General features: G+C 65.8%; 16 protein-coding genes. 9 read left to right on the top strand and 7 right to left on the bottom strand.

Features of this window, described 5'->3' with window-relative positions:
* Window positions 1–395 precede the first annotated feature (395 nt).
* Entirely contained in the window at window positions 396–1,727 is a 1,332-nt protein-coding gene (locus D1Y84_RS02645) for a carboxypeptidase-like regulatory domain-containing protein (RefSeq protein WP_124847143.1), read from the bottom strand.
* A gap of 240 nt (window positions 1,728–1,967) precedes the next feature.
* On the opposite strand from D1Y84_RS02645, the gene D1Y84_RS02640 reads away from it, so the two are divergent.
* Window positions 1,968–2,177: a hypothetical protein gene (locus D1Y84_RS02640; RefSeq protein WP_124847142.1), complete on the top strand. Its 210-nt coding sequence runs from the start codon at window positions 1,968–1,970 to the stop codon at window positions 2,175–2,177.
* Between the two features lie 92 nt (window positions 2,178–2,269).
* Here D1Y84_RS02640 and D1Y84_RS02635 read toward each other — a convergent pair whose 3' ends face one another.
* From D1Y84_RS02635 to D1Y84_RS02625, 3 genes are read right to left on the bottom strand one after another with little or no spacing between them, the layout of a single operon-like run.
* The gene (locus D1Y84_RS02635) at window positions 2,270–2,545 is read right to left on the bottom strand and encodes a hypothetical protein (protein ID WP_124847141.1); all 276 of its coding nucleotides are present in this window, start codon (window positions 2,543–2,545) and stop codon (window positions 2,270–2,272) included.
* Window positions 2,542–3,009, bottom strand: coding sequence for a cytochrome c-type biogenesis protein CcmH (locus D1Y84_RS02630; RefSeq protein WP_158615277.1), 468 nt, complete (start codon window positions 3,007–3,009; stop codon window positions 2,542–2,544). Before D1Y84_RS02630 ends, D1Y84_RS02635 begins: the two co-directional genes overlap by 4 nt.
* Before the next feature lie 59 nt (window positions 3,010–3,068).
* Complete coding sequence (locus D1Y84_RS02625) at window positions 3,069–5,120, bottom strand: heme lyase CcmF/NrfE family subunit (protein ID WP_124849887.1); 2,052 nt, start codon at window positions 5,118–5,120, stop codon at window positions 3,069–3,071.
* Between the two features lie 355 nt (window positions 5,121–5,475).
* Here D1Y84_RS02625 and D1Y84_RS02620 point away from each other — a divergent pair, with 355 nt between their 5' ends.
* Both D1Y84_RS02620 and D1Y84_RS02615 read left to right on the top strand, forming a co-directional pair.
* On the top strand, window positions 5,476–5,859 hold the full coding sequence (locus D1Y84_RS02620; protein ID WP_124847139.1) for a response regulator: 384 nt from the start codon (window positions 5,476–5,478) through the stop codon (window positions 5,857–5,859).
* 566 nt (window positions 5,860–6,425) lie between these two features.
* Window positions 6,426–6,701 carry a hypothetical protein gene (locus D1Y84_RS02615; protein WP_124847138.1) on the top strand — a complete coding sequence of 92 codons (276 nt, stop codon included), beginning with the start codon at window positions 6,426–6,428 and terminating at the stop codon, window positions 6,699–6,701.
* A 334-nt stretch (window positions 6,702–7,035) separates the two neighbouring features.
* On the opposite strand, the gene D1Y84_RS02610 is transcribed toward D1Y84_RS02615, so the two are convergent.
* A complete protein-coding gene (locus D1Y84_RS02610) occupies window positions 7,036–7,341 on the bottom strand; it encodes a hypothetical protein (RefSeq protein ID WP_233581027.1) in 306 nt (101 codons plus the stop codon).
* 314 nt (window positions 7,342–7,655) lie between these two features.
* Here D1Y84_RS02610 and D1Y84_RS02605 point away from each other — a divergent pair, with 314 nt between their 5' ends.
* From D1Y84_RS02605 to proC, 5 genes are all read left to right on the top strand, one after another.
* Window positions 7,656–9,017 carry an efflux RND transporter periplasmic adaptor subunit gene (locus D1Y84_RS02605; protein WP_233581025.1) on the top strand — a complete coding sequence of 454 codons (1,362 nt, stop codon included), beginning with the start codon at window positions 7,656–7,658 and terminating at the stop codon, window positions 9,015–9,017.
* A 37-nt stretch (window positions 9,018–9,054) separates the two neighbouring features.
* A complete protein-coding gene (locus D1Y84_RS02600) occupies window positions 9,055–9,813 on the top strand; it encodes an ABC transporter ATP-binding protein (RefSeq protein WP_124847136.1) in 759 nt (252 codons plus the stop codon).
* A 216-nt stretch (window positions 9,814–10,029) separates the two neighbouring features.
* Window positions 10,030–11,868, top strand: a complete 1,839-nt coding sequence (locus D1Y84_RS02595; protein ID WP_158615276.1) for a sigma 54-interacting transcriptional regulator — start codon at window positions 10,030–10,032, stop codon at window positions 11,866–11,868.
* Window positions 11,869–12,307: 439 nt separating this feature from the next.
* Entirely contained in the window at window positions 12,308–14,203 is a 1,896-nt protein-coding gene (locus tag D1Y84_RS02590) for a DUF885 family protein (RefSeq protein WP_233581019.1), read from the top strand.
* On the top strand, window positions 14,200–15,057 hold the full coding sequence (gene proC, locus D1Y84_RS02585; RefSeq protein ID WP_124847133.1) for a pyrroline-5-carboxylate reductase: 858 nt from the start codon (window positions 14,200–14,202) through the stop codon (window positions 15,055–15,057). The genes D1Y84_RS02590 and proC overlap by 4 nt, the downstream gene beginning before the upstream one ends.
* Window positions 15,058–15,252: 195 nt before the next feature.
* On the opposite strand, the gene D1Y84_RS02580 is transcribed toward proC, so the two are convergent.
* Window positions 15,253–15,615 carry a hypothetical protein gene (locus D1Y84_RS02580; RefSeq protein WP_124847132.1) on the bottom strand — a complete coding sequence of 121 codons (363 nt, stop codon included), beginning with the start codon at window positions 15,613–15,615 and terminating at the stop codon, window positions 15,253–15,255.
* Window positions 15,616–15,798: 183 nt separating this feature from the next.
* Between D1Y84_RS02580 and D1Y84_RS02575 the strand changes: the two genes are divergently transcribed.
* Entirely contained in the window at window positions 15,799–16,893 is a 1,095-nt protein-coding gene (locus tag D1Y84_RS02575) for a COX15/CtaA family protein (RefSeq protein ID WP_124847131.1), read from the top strand.
* Here the strand turns inward: D1Y84_RS02575 and D1Y84_RS02570 are convergent.
* Window positions 16,880–17,899: an SDR family NAD(P)-dependent oxidoreductase gene (locus D1Y84_RS02570; protein WP_124847130.1), complete on the bottom strand. Its 1,020-nt coding sequence runs from the start codon at window positions 17,897–17,899 to the stop codon at window positions 16,880–16,882. The genes D1Y84_RS02575 and D1Y84_RS02570 overlap by 14 nt on opposite strands.
* Between the last annotated feature and the right edge of the window lie 4 nt (window positions 17,900–17,903).

The raw sequence follows: 17,903 nt of genomic DNA, 5'->3' as shown, positions 1-17,903 counted from the left end.
AGCGAACCACAACCCCGCACGCAGCCACCGCATCGAATTGCAGTTTGCCCGAACGCGGCCGTGCGCACGGCCGCGGCCTGTGGGTGGCGGTACGGGCCGGCGAAAGGGACTGGAGCGTGCCGGGTTCTGCCCGCAGAACAGTGTCCATCTGAGTGCGCAAACGGGGTGAAAAAGCACGCAAAAGAGCTGCGAATTGCGCGTTGTGCGCACAAGGCTGATTGATATTTATGCAGTGTTTTGGCGGGTGGTGCATACCTATGCACGAAAGAACGCGCCAGTTGGGAAAAGCAATTTGCGGAAGTGCATATTTATGCGGTGCACATCCATACGCCCAAAGCTGTCAAAATGGCGACCTCAACGTGGCAGCCCTTGAAAGCCGCCACGCGCGCAGTCTGCTACCGCGAAGCAACGCCCACGGCTGCTGCTTCCCGGGCCAGCGCTGCGTGCAGCAGGCGCTGCAACGCTTCGCGCTCTGCCGTGTACGCCTCCGGGGTAATCCGTCCCGCGGCATACTCGCGCTCCAGCGCAAGCAGTGCCTGCTCCAGCGCGGGGCGTAGCGCGGTGGGTGCCGTTGCTGTTTCCCCCCTTGCCCCGGCCGGCCCGGCGCGCATCAGCCACACGGCACCGCCCAGCAACAGCACCCCCAGGCCACCCAGCAGCCACGGCTTGTAGCGTTGCAGCGGGTCTGGCGTATCCACCGGCGGCCCCAGGCCGCCGCCAGGGCGCGTGTCAGACTGCATGCTGCTTTGCGTCGCCACGTTGGCGCCCGCGGCAGCGCCGGCAGCCGCACCGGAGGCAGCCGGCGCGTTGCCGGCCTGGTCGGGCTGGTTGGAGTCGCGCGGCAGCTCGCCCTGGCCACCGATGGAGAACGCGACCGGCACGGACTGGGCGACGCCCTTGCGCACAAACGTCTGCGCCTCGGGGTTTGCGGGGACTGGCTGCCACTCGGTGCCCTCCGGGGTAAAGCGCATCGATTTTGGAAGCAGCACTACCAGGTTCTCGGTTGCGAGCGACTCGCGCTGGGTCCAGCCCAGGCTCTTGCCGGAGTAGGGCAGGGTATAGCTCACCTGGAAACGGGTCTGCCCGGGCCGCAGCGGAAAGATAAACGCGTAGTGGCCCTTGCCAGGCAGCGGCACCGGCGACGACTCCACTGGCATGCCGTTTGGCCCCTTGGCCGCGGTGCCGACGACCTTGACGCCTTCCGGCAGGTAGAACTCGTAGGCGTGGTCGCTGAGCTGCGTGCGCGCCGGCTTGGAGGCATTGCGCACGAAGTAGTCCTCCACCACGCGCAGCTCGCCACCCGGCGCGGTCTGCATGGTCAACACGTCGGCCTCGGTGGTGATGCCGGCCACCGCGGGCGCCACGTCGTACACGTCGACGTTGACCGTGGTGCTGCCCGGCGTGGCGGGCGCGAAGTACGCGGCTTTCTGATGGCTCACCCGCACCAGGTGCATGGCCTGGTCGGGCACTTCGAGCGAGTAGCGCCCGGCGGCATCCGTGGTGGTCTGCGCGGCCACCTGCATGCCCGCGCCATTCTGGCCATCCAGCGCGATCAGCGCCACAATGTCGCCCGCCGATGGCTTGCCGTTGGTCCGGTTCTGCACCGTGCCTCGCAGGGTCGCGGCGATCGATACGGTCGTCGCCGCACATGGAGCAGCGGCCAGGCCGATCAGGGCCAGCATGCGCAGCAATCGAGCTGCGCTGGTGTACTTGGGTCGAAGTTTCACGGATTGAGTGTACCGGTCGCGAACAAGCCGGGTGAGTGGTCCCTGCCGGAAGAGCGTGCCCGTGGGAAGAAGTCCACCCGCGGTAAAGATGCGCCGCTAAATAAGTTTGATCCCGTCAACGTGGCCCATCGCCTGCGTGTTGAGGCGCACCAACGAATGCGGTGAGGCGTGATGTTATCGATCACAGCAGGAGCGAGCCTCAAACTAAAGACGCTCGGCCACCTGCACCAGGGAGCCGCCGTGCCAGCATCTTCAGACAGTTCCATGGAAAACAGGTTCGCAGAAACACGAAGAGTAGTAGATACCGATCGCAACGGCGACGCTGTGATCCTGACCTTCGACAATGGAGAAGTGCTGCAGTTCGAAGGCGCCTACCTGTACAGCCTCAAGTTAGAACAAGGCTGCCTGCCTCTTCTCAGGACACAAGCCGACCTCGACGACATCAGCTAGCGCAGCCGCCACACCCAGACTGTCGATCATCCACGCGGGCTGCACAGCCACGCCCGCGATCGTGTGCCTCCAGCAAGCCAGTCAAGCCGCGCCTACCCGGTGGTCCGCTCGAGTCCGTCCAGTTCATGCAGGATGGCAGCGGCCTCTGTCTCGAGTACCGCGCGCTCTGATTGATACTCCTCGTCGCGGTACTTGCCGGCGCGGTGCTCAAAACTCAGGTCGCGCAGGTTCTCGTAGAGCACGGCCTTGCGCTCCTCCAGGTACTCGGCGCGCGACTTTTCGCTCTGGGCGGCCACGCGCTTCTCGGGGTAGAAGATAAACACGGCCAGTGCGAGCGTAAGCGCCAGCGACGCGATCAGGGCGGTCACAGTTCACCGCCCGTCTCGCGGCGGATGCGCGCCAGCGCCTCGCTTTCACGCGGCGTAAGCGGTGGCCTGGTCCCGGCGCCGTTTGCCGTGGCCTGGGCCCTGCCATGCTCACGCCACTGCCGCAGCACCAGCAAAGCGCCCAGCATGGCCAGGATCAGCACGGCGGGTGGCATGATCCACGCACTCTTGTTGAAGCGGGTCAGCAGCGGCGACGCCAGCGCCGTGGGACCATACTTTTCCGAGAAGTCCACCAGGATGGCATGATCGTCCATGCCACTCGTGAGGTCGGTCTGCAGCGTGGCCAGCATCGGGGTGGAGCGCGGGCAGCCGAGATGGTTGCACTCGCCCAGGATCTGCGCGCACCCGCAGGTGCACATCATCTGGTGGTTCAGCGACTTGTAGCGTTCTGCGATGTCGCTCGCGCCAAGGCTGCCCGCCAGCCCTGCGGCGAGCAGCAGGCTCAAGGCCGGGCGTACCAGCGCCTGCAATCGCGATTGGGCCAATCTTTTGCCGAGCACGTGCATCAGTCACCCCCACTTACCGGCAAAAGGCTGCCCTGCGCCGGGCGCGGCCGTGCTTCGACCGACACGGTGGCCGTGATGCGATTTGGCGCCAGTGCCACAGCTGTGCCTGCTACCACGATCAGCACGCCGATCCAGATCCAGGCGACCAGCGGGTTGAGAAAGATCTTGAGTACAGGCTGGCCGGTGTCGGCGTTCTTGCCGGCGTAGACCGTGTACAGGTCCCATGCCAGCGTGGAATGGTTGGCGACGATGGTCTCGGTCTGCTGCGAGGCGGGGTAGAACCGCTTGGAGGGTGTGAGCGTGGTGACCAGCTTGCCGTGCCGGTACACGTCGAGCAGCGCGTACTCCGAGTCGTAGTTCGGGTTGGAGTCCTGCGTGAAGCTTTCGGCGACCAGGGTGTAGGGGCCGATCTGCATGCGGTCGTGGAAGCCCATCTCCCGCTCCTGGCTCTGGTTAAAGGCCGAGCCGGCAAAGCCGATAAAGATGATCACGACGCCGAGGTGGATGATGTAGCCGCCGTAGCGGCGGGTGTTGCGCTGGCACAAGAGCAGGGTCGAGCGAAGCAGGTTGCGGCCGGTCTGTCGGCTCAGCACCTGCGCGCCGCGGAGGAACTCGGAGAGGATCGCGACGGCGACGAACATGGCGAAGACCCAAACGGTGTAGGCGTAGAACGAGCCTTCGTCGGTCCAGGGACGCAGCCCCCACACCACCAGGAGTACCGCCGTGATGCCGGCGGCGGTCACGGGCCGGGCCAGGTTGCGGCGGATCGAACGCAGCGAACCGGTGCGCCAGGCCAGCAGGGGGCCGACGCCGGTGAGCATCATCAGGAAGACGCCGATCGGCACGGCAACGCGGTTGTAGAACGGCGGCCCGACGGTGACGCGGTTGCCCTGGGCGTATTCGGACAGGATGGGGAACAGAGTGCCCCACAGCACGGTGAAGCAGGCCGCCAGCAGAATGATGTTGTTGAACAGGAAGCTCGACTCGCGGGAGGCAAGCGACTCGATCTGGTGATCGGCGGTGAGGTGGGCGCGCTGCCGCCAGAAGGTGTAGGCGCAGACCACGAAGCTGATCCCCATGAACGCGTGAAACCAGCCGCCGATGGAGCTTTGCGCGAATGCGTGTACCGACTGCACCAGGCCGGAGCGGGTGAGGTCGGTGCCGAGCAGCGTGAGCAGAAAGGTGGAGAAGATCAGCCACACATTCCACTTCTTCATCATGCCGCGCTTTTCCTGCATCATCACCGAATGCAGAAAAGCAGTGCCGGTGAGCCAGGGCATCAGCGAGGCGTTTTCCACCGGGTCCCAGCCCCAGTAGCCGCCCCAGCCCAGCACCGAGTAGGCCCAGTGCGCACCGAGGAAGATGCCAAAGGTGAGGAACAGCCAGGTCACCATGGTCCAGCGGCGGGTGATCTGGATCCACTTCTCGCCGGGATAGCGCATCATCAGCGCGCCGAGGGCGAAGGCAAACGGCACCGAGAAGCCCACGTAGCCGAGGTACAGCATGGGCGGATGGATCACCATCTCCGGGTACTGCAGCAGGGGATTGAGCCCGAAGCCGTCTGCGGGAATGGTGCCGCCGACCAGCGCGAACGGCGGCGCGACGAAGTTCAGCAGCATGAGGAAGAAGAGCTGGATCGCCGCCAGGATCGTCGAGGCATAGGCGAACAGCTTGACGTCGGTGCGATGGCGCAGTCGCAGCACAAAGCCGTAAGCCGCCAGCAGGAACGCCCACAGCAGCAGCGAGCCTTCCTGGCCGCTCCACAGCGTTGCGAACTTGTACGGGCCGGGCAGGTCGCGGTTGGAGTGATGCAGGATGTAGGAGACCGAAAAGTCGTTGGTGAACGCGGCCCAGATGAGTGCAAAGGCCGCGGCAGCCACGGCCACGAAGCTCGCAATGCCGGAGCGGCGTGCGGTTTCGGCGAGGCGCTCGGGCGCAAGGCGGCCATACCGCCCCGTCGCCAGCTGGCGCAGCGCGATGGAACCGGCCACGAGCGTGTACGCGCTGAGAGCCAGTGCCAGAAGAAGAGCGTAACTGCCGAAAGCAGGCATCATTGGCGGTGATCGTCCCAGAGGGCAAGCCGTGCGGCAGGCTTTGCACGGCGGGCGAATCCCCGCGCGTGACCCTGCTTTATTGTCGCAGACGGCAGCACGGTTGCTCGCCGTTTCGCGCAATCCTGTGTGGGTGGCGACACGTTGACAGCCACATAGATCTCCAGGGGGAAACGGCTATCGCAAACATCGTTGGCTTGGGTGGATGCGCCCCTGCATCGAACGATCGAGGTACGCCAGCCCCGGTCAGGGGAGGCAAGGCTCACGATATGGTGCAGACAGAGCATCCATTCACAAGCTGCGCACATCCCTCCTTTAGCGAAAGACCGCGCAATTTGCTTTGAAACTGGAATACATGGCACTCGAAATTCTGCTGGTTGATGACAATCCCATACAGGCCCAGGCCCGTGGCGCCATCCTGGCCCGTACCGGCCTCCCGGTGCGGATCACCGGAAGCGGCTCGGAAGCGCTGGCCGTTCTGGGGAACCCGGAGGCTCGCGAAGCGATCGGGCTGATGGTCACCGACCACCTGATGCCAGGCATGAACGGGCCGGAACTGGTGGAGCATGTCGTGCAGCTTGCCCCGGATCTGCCCATCCTGGTGTTGAGCGGGCTTGCCGATGCCGAGAGCGAGTACGACGCGGAGCGCATAGTGTTTCGCCTGAAGCCGTTTCCTCCCCACGAGTTGATTCGGCTGGCCCAGCACATGCTCGGCGAACAGGCGCTGCGCACAGCCTAGCGAGCGGAATCCCGTGCTGCCGTCCTGAACCATCCAGAGTAGAAAGTACTTCCAAATCCTGATCCAGGCAGGTCCAGGTTTCGCGCTGAAGCTTCTCTGCTTCCGGGTGCGGGCTGCGCAGCACGCTTGTGCTGAACAGTTGTAGCTGCAGATGCGCACCCTCTACGCGCCTGGCATCGATCTTTGAGTGTCGCGGGCGGTGTCATTCTGCCCCGCCCGACACGCACCGCACCCTCCGGCAGGGCTCATCCCCGCCCCATCCCTCAGGCCCGCCGTCTCCCGCCGCTGCGAGACTGCCCGGTCTACCGGGTGTCCGGCGACCCTGCTGTTGCCGGGAGAATTACCTTGGTGAGTCTTTGTTGGGATCGAGGCGATTTCACGCTGGTGCCGCCGCTCCGTGTTGTCTAAGGTGATCCCAACTACCCGTGCTAAAGAGTTCTACGTTCATCAGGGCCCCGGTCCTGCGTTCGTACACAATTTTTTCTCTTCCAGGCCATTTGGCTCGTGCTTTGCTGCGCGCTGCCGATAGGGAGAGAGTCTGCACGTGGTTGCTTAGGAGCAATCAGATGAAGAGTCGGCGGAACCTGAGTGGGGAGTGGCGCGAAATGCCCAACTGCCCCCATTGTGAAAAGGCAGAGCTGCGGCGGCACGGCAGATTCGGATTTATGGAGCGGGTGGTCTTTACCTACTTCGGCTACTACCCCTGGGAGTGTGGCCTGTGCCGCCGGATCTTCCGGCTTCGGCAGCGTTTCGGCGTCAGCGCGCGGTCAGCCAGCCTTCCCGCCGTTGCTGTGCCCGCACGCATGCGCTACGGGGTGCCGCGCAAAACACACGCTGCCTGAAGTGTCGTTTCCTGGCGCTTCGTTGTTCACCGCATCGTTCCCCGCATCGTTCGGCCCAGCAGCATTCGCCAGCCCGGTACTACCCGACGCGGTACTGCCCGCCTGAACCACGCGCATGTCGCCATCTCGGCAGAGCCACCGGTACTGCAGGGTTGCCGGCTTCAGTACGCACGCAAGGGCGGCCAGTACCGCGGCGCCCTTGCTGCCTCGGGACCCTTGCCCGTGCAGAGCGATCCAGATGAGCCGCCCTGGGATCAGCAGGAGCTGCCCCGGGGCCGCCGCGGGTTGTTGCTCCGCTCGGGCGCCTGCGGGCAGGCGCAGCTTCGCGCGGAACCTATCCGCGCCAGCCACCCGCAACCCAGCGCCAACCGTTGGGACTGCGATCCCAGTGACCCGGCATCCACACCGCGCGCGGTCGTGGCGCGATCGCCCACTTTCCAGGAGCCCAGATAAAGCGGTTGCCGTCCCATCGCTGGTACCCGGGGATCCATACATAGCCGCGCCCGGGCGCGGGGCGTGGGCGTTCCACCACCGGCGGCGGAGGCTGCACGTGCACATACTGCGCCCCGGCCGAAAGCACCGGCATCATCGACCCCAGCAAGAGCAGCAAGGTCGCACGTCGCATCTGGTTCTGTTTCATCGCATTCTCCTGTGTGCTGCGCCAATCACGCCGGCACGCTTCGGTTCCCTTGCCAGCGCGGGGACCCGTACGCAACCAGCATAGCCGCAAGGCTGCGCAGCCAGGCTGGACGGGCGATCCGGCGCTGGTTTTTGGACGCCCCCGCGCTTTCATTCCCGGGTGCATAGGGCGATGGAGGCGTTTGTGCGCATTCCGCACGAGGACGCAGCCCGGGAGCGCGTTATGATGGCGTCACTCCTGGCCAGCACCCAGGTGCACGCGACGCAAATTCCTCGTCCTGAGGCCGCATGAAGCAACGGTGGAAGAAGATAGCAGTGGCAGTGGCAATCCTGATCGCGCTTGCCGCGATCGTGGGCTTCACAGTGCACCAGGTGCAGTCCGGGTACACCAAGGTCCTGCTGGGAACAGTGGAGCGCGGCGAGGTCGAGGCGACCGTCAGCGGCACCGGGCAAGTCAAACCCAAGACCTATGTCAACATCGGCGCCACAGCGTTTGGTCGCATCACGCACCTGTACGTGAAGGAAGGCGACCACGTGCACCGCGGGCAGATCCTGGCCACGGTTGAGAATGTGCAGCCGGAGGCCAGCGTTGCCGCCCAGCGTGAGTCCATCTCCTCGGCGAAAACGGATATCACCTCCTACGTCGCGGCCGAGCAGACCGCACAGGCCAACATCGAGCACGCCCAGGCAGACCTGGAGCAGAAGAAGCTCGACTTCGACCGGTACCGGCAGCTGTACAACGAGAAGCTGGTCTCGAAGCAGGAGTTCGACGCCCGCAAGGCGGCGCTGGACCTGGACGTCGCCAGCCTAGCGCAGTCCAACGCCGCGCTGAACCAGGCCAAGGCGCAGACCGACTCGGCGCGCGGACACCTGGGCACGGCGGTTGCGACGCTGCGTAGCGATGTGGACGCGCTGAGCAAGACCGTAAGCGTTGCGCCGTATGACGGCATCGTCACCAACCTGCCGGTACGCGAAGGCGAGACCATGGTGATCGGGATCCAGAATGCGGAAGGCTCGACGCTGATGACGATCGCGGACATGTCCGTGGTCACGGCCGAGGTCAAGATCGACGAGACCGACATCGTCAACGTGCACATGGGCCAGCCGGTCAATGTCACGGTGGATGCGTTGCCGGACAAGATCCTGAAGGGGCACGTGACCGAGGTCGGGGACCAGGCGCTGCTTCGTTCGAGCGGCGTGGCCACCAGCCAGTCCACCAGCGGCACCGAGGAGGCCAAGGACTTCAAGGTCATCGTGACGCTCGACGGCGGCCAGGATGTGTCCGCCCTGCGTCCCGGACTTTCAGCCACCGCCCGGATTGTCACGGCCGACCACAAGAACGTGCTGGCGATCCCGATCCAGGCACTGTGCCCGCCCCCGGCGGCTGCGAAGCCGGGGAACGGCGAGGCAAACAACACGGCGAACGGCGCGTCCGGTACCGGCAGCAAGGAGGGCGTGTTCGTGGTGCGCAAGGAAGCCGGCAAGCTCCACGCCCACTTTGTTCCCCTCACTACCGGCGTAAGCGGTGCGTCCAACATGGAGGTGTCAGGCGCGATCCATGCTGGCGACCAGATCGTCACGGGAACCTACAAGGTGCTGCGCGTGCTCAAGGAGAATGCCGCGGTCAAGGCGGTTACGGCCGCAGAGCTCGCGACGAGCGACAGCGCGACCCCCTAAACTGGAACGAGCGCGCGAACGTGTGGTTGGAGGGGCGATGGCGGTTGTGGAAGCAGCGCGGGAAGAGTCGGCAAAAGCAGCGCAGAGCCATGTGATTGTGGTCGACAACCTGTGGAAGACCTACGAGATGGGCGAGCAGCAGGTGCACGCCCTGCAGGGCGTCAACCTGCAGATCCGCCACAACGAGTACGTGGCGATCATGGGGCCTTCCGGGTCCGGGAAGTCCACGCTGATGAACCTCATTGGCTGCCTTGATTCGCCCACGCAGGGCCAGTACTGGCTCAATGGGCACCTTGTTTCGGAGCTCGACGACGACCAGCTGGCGCGGATCCGCAACAAGGAGATCGGCTTTGTGTTCCAGACCTTTAACCTGCTCGCGCGGGCCACGGCACTGCACAACGTGGAGCTGCCGCTGATTTACAACGGCACCCCCTCGGCGGAGCGGCTGTTGCGGGCCAAGGCTGCGCTCACGGCCGTGAACCTTGAGCAGCGCATGGACCACCGTCCCAATGAGCTCTCGGGCGGCCAGAGGCAGCGTGTGGCTATCGCCCGCGCCCTGATCAACCGGCCTTCAATCATCCTGGCCGATGAGCCCACCGGCAACCTTGATTCCAAGACCGGCGACGAGATCATGGCTCTGTTTGACGAGCTGCACCGCGGCGGCAACACCATCGTGCTTGTGACCCACGAGCCAGACATCGCGGAGTACGCGCATCGCGTGGTCACGATCCGCGACGGGGTGATCGCCTCGGATCAGCCCTCGACGCGCATGCGTACAGGCTCACTGCAGCACTGAGGCACGCGCGATGAGGCGCCGGGCTTGGCTGGCCGATGCCACTCTTGGCCCCGTGACAGGCGGGGTGTGCTCAACGGGTTGGCGAGGCGTGCGCGTGCGGCCCCAGTCGGCGCTCGTCGCTTTCCGGCGGCAGCGCTCGCATTCCTCTCATGTTCCTGCCGGATGCGTCGATGTATCTCCTGCGTGCGCTGCACACAGCCACCCAGGAGAGCAAGCATGGCGTCCCAACGCGTATCGCCCCCAGAACTGCCAGCAGGATCGCCCATCGGGAGCTATGCACGGCCTGCCCCGCTGACCAGCGCGCAGGAGCTGCGCTGGACGCTGGGCAACATGCACGGCCGCAGCCACGAAATGGAGCGGCTGTTTCTGCAGATGCGCTGCGTTGCCGCGCACCTGCGGGTGGGCTGGATCCATGGGGAGCGCGGTACGGGCCGTCGCCTGACTGCCGCGACGCTGCACGGTCTCTGTCCCATGGCTTCCGGGCCGTTTGTGGCCTGTGAGGCCGCCACGCTCTTCCAGGGGGATCGCCTGGCGGAGCAGCTTGCGGCCGCAGCCGGCGGCACTCTCTACCTCAGCGCGGTGGACCGCCTGGACCATGAGCAGCAGGCAAGGCTGCTGCACCTGCTCGGCTGGCTGGTGCAGGCGGGCGAGAGCGCGGGCAGGTGCCCTGGAAGCGAGGTGTCCTCGAGCCATGAGGCCGGCCGGCAGGGCAGCAGGCGCGGCCCGGCTGCCGCCCCCCGACTGCTGCTGGTCTCCACAGAGCGCGCGCTGCGCCGGTTGATGCTGCAGGGCAGGCTGCGCAAGGAGCTCTACGAACAGCTGGCCCACGCGGAGTTCAGGCTGCCGCCGCTGCGGGAGCGCCCACAGGACATCCCGATGCTGGCCGGGCAGATGCTCGCCCGTTTCGCCGCTCGAAACGGCGGGTCCGCGCCGGAGATCGCCGCCAGGGCCATGGCGAGGCTCCGCGCGTATGCGTGGCCCGGCAACGTGGCAGAGCTGGAGCGCGTGCTGTGTGGTGCCGCGGCGCTGGCCGGGTCCGGCGTGATCGAGCCGGCACACCTCGTGCTGGAAGGTTTGCCGGAGCAGAACTCCGCGCGCGCGTGTGCCCGCATCTCCGGGCACACGGCAGCGCACCTTCTCGCGCCTCTCCGTATGGCGGGTGGGGTACCTGTAGCAGCGCCAGCCCCCGGCCTTGTGGCCCGGCACCTGGCCCACAACGGAGCGAACCACTCCGGCCCGGCAGCTGCCGGGGATCTGTCCGGAACAACGGCAGGGGAGCGCCCCCGGCGTGACGATCCGGACGATCCATCGGTGGAAGCAGCCGGGCACACGACTGGCCACACGACCGGCCACGCGTCTGACCAAGTGTTTGACCAGGTATTCGACGAGGGATTCGACCGGGCATCCGGCTACATGACTGACCGCCGGGTTGCCGTTGCCGAGCCCCGCGGCTCGTCCACAGCCGACGCCGCCATGCTGCGTCGCGAGGGCTTCGCACGGGCCGTGCCGCTGCTGCCGGTCGGCGGCTATGCTTCGGCCTCGCTCGCCGAGCGGTCCGGCATCGCCCTGCGCGCCAAGCAGGATGCCTCCCACAATGCTTCGGCATCGATCGGGGTCGCGGCCATGGCGAACCGTTCGGCAGCCCCGCGCACCGGCATGGAAGCACCCTTGATTCGAGCCATGCACGCCGGTGGCCCCGTTGCGCCTGCCCGGGTTCTACCTGCCGGCGAACGGGACCGTGCCCAGTCCGGCTTCGAGCCGGTTGTTCCTCCCGATCTGCGCATAAGCCGTGAACCGGACACTCACCTTGATGCGGACGCGCACCTGGAACCGGACCTGGACCCGGATCTGGACCGCGCCATCCTGCGACACATCCATCGCGTGCTCGGCAGTGTGGCTGGCAACAAGCTGCGGGCCGCGCGACTCCTGGGGATCAGCCGGTCCACCCTCTACCGACTGCTGGAAGCAGAAGAATCAGGTCCGGGTTCTGGCGCGGACGCTTCCATGCACCAGCCCGATGCGGCGGTCGCGTCCTGCATGCGGCGGTTGCAGTAGCCGCCCCTGCGCTGGTTTGTCCGCACCGCTCTTCGCATGCTCCCGCCCCGCCATCGCCCGGCTGCCCCGGAAAGACCCGGCGGGCTGCGGGGTCGGAACACATGCCGCGTCTGCGGTGCGACCGGACAGGGCTGCGCCTAAATTGCATGAAGGCCGCACCCATGCCGCACCCAGGCTGCGCCCAGCCCACGCACGCTGCCTGCGGCCTGCGGCAATTCACCCGCCCCACGCCCACCCGAACGCATCGCGCCGCGCCGCCCAGCCACCCGCCACGCATGGAGTACACTCGGCAACACAGAGATGCCTCGCCCCGGGCGGCACGCGCCACTGCCGGGCGCACCCTGTGGAACGATCAAGTGCCATGCAGCGCCATGTCGCATAGCGGCAGCGCCTGTGCTCCTGCCACCCCCTACCCTGGATCGGACCCCCTCCAAACGCTATGGACCTTCTCCGCCGCTTTCCGCATCTGCGCTTCGCGCTCTTCACGCTTGCCGCCGTGCCCGCCCTGGCGCAGCATCCAGGAACCTTTCCCAAGGGCGCGGTGCCGGCGCAGCCAGTGCAGACCATACCCGGCTCCGCTGCTGCCACCGCAGGCATGCCCGGCCCTGCCGCCCCGGCTCCCGAGCGCTCCAGAGCCCTTGCCGCCGTGTTCAACGAGATCTGGCAGGACCGCCTGGAACACTCGCCCGAGTTCGCCACCGCCGTCGGCGACCCCCGCTACAACGACCGCCTCGACGACGAGTCCGCAACCGCCTACAACAGCACCCTCGAGCGCGGCTTCGGCTATATCGCGAAGCTCTCCTCCATTAGCACCGATGGACTCTCCGACCAGGAGAAGCTGTCGAAAGACCTGATGCTCCGCTCGCTGATCGAGCAGCAGCAGGGCGCCTTGTTCCAACCCTGGCAGATGCCGGTCAACCAGTTCGCCGGCATCCAGGTGAACCTGCCCCAGCTGCAGACGCTTGCTCCCTTCAACACTGTCAAGGACTACGACGACTACATCGCCCGCATGCACGCGGTGCCGGCCGCGTTCCAGCAGGTCACCAACTCGATCGAAGCCGGCATCGCGGACCACCGCGTGCCACCGCGCATCCTGCTCGAAAAGGTGCTTAAGCAGACCGAGACCCTGGCCACGCAGAAGGCGGAGGACAGCCCTTTCGCGCGTCCCCTTGCCAAGCTCCCCGCGTCCATTCCTGCTCCCGAGCAGGCGCGCATCCGCAAGGAGCTGCTGGGCGCGATCACCGGGGACGTGCTGCCGGCGTACGCGCGTTTTGCGAAGTTTGTCGAAGGCACCTATATCCCGGCGGGGCGCGTTGACCCCGGGGCCTGGGCGCTGCCCGACGGCGATGCCTACTACGCGTTCTGCGTGAAGCAGAGCACCACTACCGACATGACTCCGGCGCAGATCCACCAGGTCGGCCTCGACGAGGTCGCACGCGACGAAGCCGAGATGCTGGCCATCGCCAAAAAGCTGGGCTTCAAGGATCTTGCCGCCCTGCGCGCCTCGGTCGCAGCCGATCCCAGGCAGCACCCTGCAAGCAGGGAAGCGCTGCTCGCCGCATACCGCAAGGATCTCGACGCGATGCGCCCGAAGCTCCCGCAGTATTTCGGCATCCTGCCCAAGGCGCAGCTGCGCGTCGAGCCGGTGCCGGCCTACTCGGAAAAAGAGCAGGCGCCCGCCTACTACGACGGCGGCACCGCGGACGGTTCGCGCCCCGGCACGATCTACATCAACACGTATGACTTTGCGCATCGCTCGCTGGCGAATGTGGAGTCCATCGCGTACCACGAGGGCATTCCCGGGCATCACCTGCAGATCTCCATCGCGCAGGAGCTGACCGGCATTCCCGAGTTCCGCAAGTACACCGGCTACACCGCCTACGTGGAAGGGTGGGGGCTGTACTCCGAGCACCTCGGCAAGGACATGGGCTTCTACCAGGATCCCTACTCCGAGTACGGACGCCTCGAAACCGATATCTTCCGCGCCGTGCGCCTCGTGGTGGACACCGGCGTGCACTCCCAGCATTGGACCCGCCAGCAGATGGTCGACTACTTCCACGCGCATACCGGTCTTGATGAAGCCACGGTGCAGGCGGAGACCGACCGGTACATCGCCTGGCCCGCGCAGGCGCTGGGCTACAAGATCGGGCAGCTTGAACTGCTGAAGCTGCGCGCCCAGGCGCAGGCTGCGCTCGGCTCGCGCTTTGACTATCGCGGTTTCCACGACGAGGTGCTGGGCGCAGGAGCCCTGCCACTCGATGTTCTGGAAGCCCGGATCAACACCTGGATCGCCACGCAAAACCACGCACAACAACCCACAGGAGCGGCAAAATGACGCCAGAAATTCTCGAAAGCGGGGCCATCGCCCACCAGGTGGAAGCACGCCCACGCATCACCGTGTTCGGCGCGGGCAAAATGGGCGGCATCCTGCTGCAGGCATTCCTGAAGCAGCAGCTGTTCGCCCCCTCCGAGATCACCGCAACGGTCGCACACGAGGAGCGGGCCACCGTGCTCGCCACCCAGTGGGGCGTGGACGTGACCACCGACAACCTGCGCGCAGCCGAGCAGGCCGACATCCTGCTGCTGGCCGTCAAGCCGTTTCAGATCAATGATTTGCTTGAGAAAGTTCGTCCGGCGCTTACACCCGAGAAGCTGATCATTTCGGTTGCGGCCTCCATGAAAACGGACGCCATCGAGCAGGCTGCGGGCATGGATATCGCGGTAATCCGGGCGATGCCCAACACGCCATCGATGCTCGGTGCGGGCATCGCCGGGCTTTGCCGCGGGCGCTTCGTCTCCGACGCGCAGATGGACCTGGCATCCCGGATCTTCGCCACCGTGGGCCGCACCGTGATCGTGGACGAAAAGCACATGGACGCCGTGACCGGGCTTTCGGCCAGCGGACCCGCCTTCATCTACATCATTCTTGAGTCGCTGGCGGAAGCAGGTGTAAAGGTCGGCCTGCCGAGAGACATCGCCACTCTTCTGGCGGCGCAGACCACATTTGGCGCGGCCAAGATGGTGCTTGACACCGGGTATCACCCGGCACTGCTCAAGGACGCGGTCACCACGCCGGCCGGGTGCACGGTCGACGGAATCCTTGAGTTGGAAGAAGGTGGCCTGCGCGTGACGCTGATCAAGGCGGTGATGCGCGCCACTGCCCGGGCGAAGGAGCTGGCGTCCGGCTAAGGGTGCCCGCGCTGCCTGAGGTGGCAATCAGGCTGCCCGCAGAAGAACAAAGCCCCTGCGATCAGCCGGCGAAAAAGCCGGTCCGTCGCAGAGGCTGCAGGCAAGGTCTACTAGATATGATGCCCGGTACCCAAACCGGGTTGGTCGACTTTCGGACTGCGGACGCCTGAAAGCGCCCACAGCGAAAGAATGTGACTACTGGTGCGTCGTGTCCTTGATCTTCTGCTTGTCCTGGTTCAGGTCGTCTTTACCGGCCATGTGCGCTTCCTTGGTCTTGTCCTTGGCGACCGTCTTCTTCTCGGCCTTGGGATCAAATACCTTCTGCACGCCTTCCTTGGTCTTGTCGTAGCTCTTTACCGAGACTTCCTTGGTCTTGTCGGCGGCGACGGTGGTGCCTTCCTTGGTCTTGTCATAGGCCTTGGTGGTGCCGCTCTTGGTGTCGGCAGTGGCCTTCTTGGTGCCGTGCTTGGTCTTGTGGTAGGCCTTCTTGGTCGTGTGCGAGACAGCATGACCGGTGTCCTTGGTCGCGTTCTTGGTGTCGGTACCCGCGTTCTGCATATCCTGGCCAGCGGTCTGAGCCAGCAGAGAGGCAGGGGTTACCAGAACAGAGGCCAGCAGGACGGATGAGATTGCAGAAAAGACGCGTTTTGTTGTCATAGTTGTTGAAAGGATTCCAATTCGCCGCAAAGGGTTGTAGCAGCGGTAGAATCATTTGAGTCGCGCCTGCTCCACCGCGCCCTTATGGCCTCGCCTCTTTCCATTCCGGCGCACCGCCCCGGCTCCGCTGCGCTGCCTCTTTCCGGGGCATCCGCGGCATCCTCCGCCCAGCCGCCAGCCTCACCGTCTCTCGCGCTGCAACGCTACAGTTGGGCCGTGGTCGCCTACAACGTCCTCGTGATCCTGTGGGGAGCCGTGGTGCGGGCCACGGGCTCGGGCAATGGCTGTGGCGAGCACTGGCCGCTCTGCGGCGGCACCATGGTCCAGCACTGGAAGACCGTGGCCTCCATGATCGAGTACGCGCACCGCGCCACGTCGGGCATCGCCGTGATCGCGCTTGTCGGGCTGGTGGCCTGGTGCTGGCGCAGCGCGCCGCGCCGGCACATCGCCCGGGTCTTTGCCGCGACGGCCGCCGTGCTCACTTTCAACGAAGCCCTGCTGGGCGCCCTGCTGGTCCTGCTCGGGCATACCGGCACCGACCAGTCCCCGATGCGCGCCTTCTGGCTATCGCTGCACCTGGCCAACACCCTGCTGCTGCTGGCAGCCCTCGCCCTCACCGCGCACTTTCTGAGCCGTATCAATGGCCGGATGCGGGGCGGCGTGGAGCTTACGCACGCCCCGCTCGCCTTTGTGGGCCTGGCCGCTACCTTATGTGTGGGCGTCAGCGGCTCGCTGGCCGCGCTGGGCGATACACTCTACCCCGCGCATTCGCTGGCCGAAGCCTTCGCGCAGGATTTCTCACCCTCCGCCAACTGGCTGCTGCACATCCGCTGGATCCACCCCACGCTGAGCTTTGTGGCGGGGGCCTGGATCCTGTTCCTGGTCATCCGCACCCGCGATGCCGGGTATCCCGCGCTGCGTGCCATGGGGAACTGGGTGGCGTCGCTGGTGGGTATCCAGATCGTGCTTGGCGTCGCCGATGTGCTGCTGCTTGCGCCCACCTGGCTGCAGGTGACGCACCTGCTCGGGGCAGACCTGCTGTGGATCGGGCTGGTGGTGTTGAGCGCCCAGTACTGCATCCGCCCTATCGGCTGCGCGGGGGCAAACAGCGCCTGCGCCGTGCGTGCCCGGGCCGACGCCCGGGCACAAAAGCCGCTGGCCGCCACTACGGGCGCGTAGCTCCCGCTGCCGCCGCCACGTCGCCGTACTGCTGCTGGTACCAGGCCACTGTCTGCCGCAGACCCTCCTCGAAACTGATCGCCGGCTCATACCCGAAGGCCGCGCGCGCCGCTGAAATATCGGCCAGCGAGTTCTGGATATCACCCGTGCGCTCGGCCGTGTAAAGCGCCGGTTCCTTAAATGCGAGCAGTTCGGCCAAGACTTGGAAGGTTCTGTTCAGGGTGTGACGCTGCCCGCAGGCCACGTTGAACACCCGACCCGCAACGCGCTCCGCCGGCGCCGAGGCCGCCAGCAGGTTGGCGGAAACAGCATTGCCGACAAAGGTGAAGTCGCGCCCCTGCTCGCCATCGCCGAAGATCGTGGGCTGCTTGCCCTGCATCATCTGCAGCGTCCACCGGGCCATCACGCCGGAGTAGGGCGAGTCCGGCACCTGGCGCGGACCGAAGATGTTGAAGTAGCGCAGCGCCACTGTTTCGAGCCCATACACCTGCCAGTACGACCGCATGTAGTGCTCGCCCATCAGCTTCTGCACGGGGTAGGGTGCGATCGGCATAGGCACCATCGTTTCCACGCGTGGAAAGCCCGGCTGGTTGCCGTAGGCGGACGAAGACGCGGCATACACCACGCGGCGCACTCCGTGGGCGCGGGCTGCCTCGAGCAGGTTGAAGGTGCCATCGATGTTGGCGGTGTGCGAGGTGCGCGGGTCCAGGATCGAGCGAGGCACCGAGGGCAGCGCGCCCTGGTGGAAGATCACCTCGAGCTCCGCACCGTGTCTGCTGGTGTCGCGTACCGCCCGCGCCACCGCGTCGGCATCGCGCAGGTCTGCTTCAAACAGCCGGAACTCCGCGCCGCTGGCGGCGGCCGCTGCTTCCACAGCGGCGATGTTCTCGCGCCGCCCTGTTTCGAAATTGTCGAGCCCGCAAACGGAGACGCCCTGCCGCAGCAGGGTGTCGGCGATCCACGAACCGATGAAACCGGCACAGCCGGTGACCAGATAACGTGCCATGCGT

The sequence above is a fragment of the Acidipila sp. EB88 genome, from assembly GCF_003858395.1.
In the GTDB taxonomy this organism is placed as follows: Bacteria; Acidobacteriota; Terriglobia; order Terriglobales; family Acidobacteriaceae; genus EB88.
This window is presented reverse-complemented; position numbering and strand designations above follow the sequence as displayed.

Coding starts and splice junctions, on each gene's coding strand:
- D1Y84_RS02610 (WP_233581027.1), bottom strand. CDS start 7,341: ATGAAACAGAACCAGATGCGACGTGCGACCTTGCTGCTCTTGCTGGGG.
- D1Y84_RS02590 (WP_233581019.1), top strand. CDS start 12,308: ATGGACCTTCTCCGCCGCTTTCCGCATCTGCGCTTCGCGCTCTTCACG.
- D1Y84_RS02620 (WP_124847139.1), top strand. CDS start 5,476: ATGGCACTCGAAATTCTGCTGGTTGATGACAATCCCATACAGGCCCAG.
- proC (WP_124847133.1), top strand. CDS start 14,200: ATGACGCCAGAAATTCTCGAAAGCGGGGCCATCGCCCACCAGGTGGAA.
- D1Y84_RS02580 (WP_124847132.1), bottom strand. CDS start 15,615: ATGCAGAACGCGGGTACCGACACCAAGAACGCGACCAAGGACACCGGT.
- D1Y84_RS02625 (WP_124849887.1), bottom strand. CDS start 5,120: ATGCCTGCTTTCGGCAGTTACGCTCTTCTTCTGGCACTGGCTCTCAGC.
- D1Y84_RS02595 (WP_158615276.1), top strand. CDS start 10,030: ATGGCGTCCCAACGCGTATCGCCCCCAGAACTGCCAGCAGGATCGCCC.
- D1Y84_RS02615 (WP_124847138.1), top strand. CDS start 6,426: ATGAAGAGTCGGCGGAACCTGAGTGGGGAGTGGCGCGAAATGCCCAAC.
- D1Y84_RS02575 (WP_124847131.1), top strand. CDS start 15,799: ATGGCCTCGCCTCTTTCCATTCCGGCGCACCGCCCCGGCTCCGCTGCG.
- D1Y84_RS02570 (WP_124847130.1), bottom strand. CDS start 17,899: ATGGCACGTTATCTGGTCACCGGCTGTGCCGGTTTCATCGGTTCGTGG.
- D1Y84_RS02600 (WP_124847136.1), top strand. CDS start 9,055: ATGGCGGTTGTGGAAGCAGCGCGGGAAGAGTCGGCAAAAGCAGCGCAG.